The organism is Nocardia sp. NPDC059764 (assembly GCF_042732555.1).
Taxonomy (GTDB): Bacteria; Actinomycetota; Actinomycetes; order Mycobacteriales; family Mycobacteriaceae; genus Nocardia.
This window is the reverse complement of record NZ_JBHWHH010000354.1, coordinates 1-1,295: the sequence shown is the minus strand read 5'-3', so window position 1 is coordinate 1,295 and position 1,295 is coordinate 1. Positions and strand designations below refer to the sequence as shown.

The window sequence follows — 1,295 nt, the reverse complement described above, 5'->3', positions numbered from 1 at the left end:
GGGGGCCCGGGGCCCCGCGCCCCCCCCGTTGTGGGGCGCGCCCCCGGCGGCCCCCGCCGCGCCGGCCGACCCCGCCCGGGCCCCCCCCCCCGGGGGGGGGGCCCCCGCGGCGGCGGCAGTTGCGGACGATTCGCCCGAGGCGCCCGCAGCTGCCTCGGACGAATCGGTAGCCGCCGCTGACGATTCGGCCGCCGACGAGCCGCTGATCGTGACCGAGGGTGCCCCGGCCGTCGCGGCCGACGCCGACGAGTCCGCGGACACCGACGAGGACGAGCCGGACACCAAGCGCGACTTGCCGATGATGCTGCTCGGCGCGGCCGCGACGCTGTGCCTGATCGCGCTGACCGCCAGCCTGGTCTTCTGGATCCCCGCGCACAACACCGCGAGCAAGGACGAGCAGCTGCGCGCGGACTACACCCAGACCGCCAAGCAGGCCGTCCTGAACATCACCACCATCAAGGTGGACAGCGTCAAGGACGACATCAACCGCGTGCTGTCGGTGGCGTCGGGTCAGCTCAAGGACGAGTACTCCTCGCGCAGTGACGCTTACGCCGACGTCATCAAGCAGGCGAACGTGAAGGCCAGCGGCCAAGTGGTGGAGACCGCCGTCGAGTCCTACGACGACAACTCCGCGCAGATCCTGGTGGCCGCCAAGCAGAACCTCACCAACGCCGGCTCGGATCAGCCGCAGCAGCGCGTCTACCGATTCCGGGTGACGATCGTCCACGACGGCGACCAGTTCACCGCGGCGAAGCTGGAGTTCGTCTCATGAGCAAGAAGAACATCCGGGTCTCGATCACCGCGGCCGTCATGGTGGCCATGCTCGCCGCCGCCGGCTGGTTCGGCTACGACACCTGGCACCTGAAGCAGCTCGACCACGCCCGCACCGATTCCGTGGCCACGGCCCGCAAGACGGTCGAGGGCATGTTCAGCTACGACTTCAACTCCGTCGACAAGGCCCTCCCCAAGGTCGCCGACAACCTCACCGGCGGCTTCAAGGACGACTACCTCAAGCTCGTCAACGAATCCATCGCCCCCGGGGCCAAGGAGAAGCAGCTCACCGTCATCGCCTCCACCCAGGCCGGCGGCGTCATCGACGTCGACACCAAGCATGCCAAGGTGATGCTCTTCCTCAACCAGATGACCACCAGCAAGGACAACCCCAAGGCCACCGCGAGCGGCAGCCGGGTCCGGGTCGACCTGGAAAAGAGCGGCGACCACTGGCTCGTCTCCGAGGTCACCCCGATCTGACGAACACAGTGTGTAAGGCCGTGGCGCGCGGGATAACCCAGCGC

2 protein-coding genes are annotated in these 1,295 nt (G+C 69.0%); both read left to right on the top strand.

The window, feature by feature from the left end; translation table 11 throughout:
* The first annotated feature begins 208 nt into the window (after positions 1 to 208).
* Positions 209 to 772 carry a hypothetical protein gene (locus ACFV4K_RS35655; protein WP_379280694.1) on the top strand — a complete coding sequence of 188 codons (564 nt, stop codon included), beginning with the start codon at positions 209 to 211 and terminating at the stop codon, positions 770 to 772.
* Positions 769 to 1,251 (top strand): h domain protein, encoded by a 483-nt coding sequence (locus tag ACFV4K_RS35650; RefSeq protein WP_379280693.1) that lies wholly within the window; start codon positions 769 to 771, stop codon positions 1,249 to 1,251. Before ACFV4K_RS35655 ends, ACFV4K_RS35650 begins: the two co-directional genes overlap by 4 nt.
* Positions 1,252 to 1,295 lie beyond the last annotated feature (44 nt).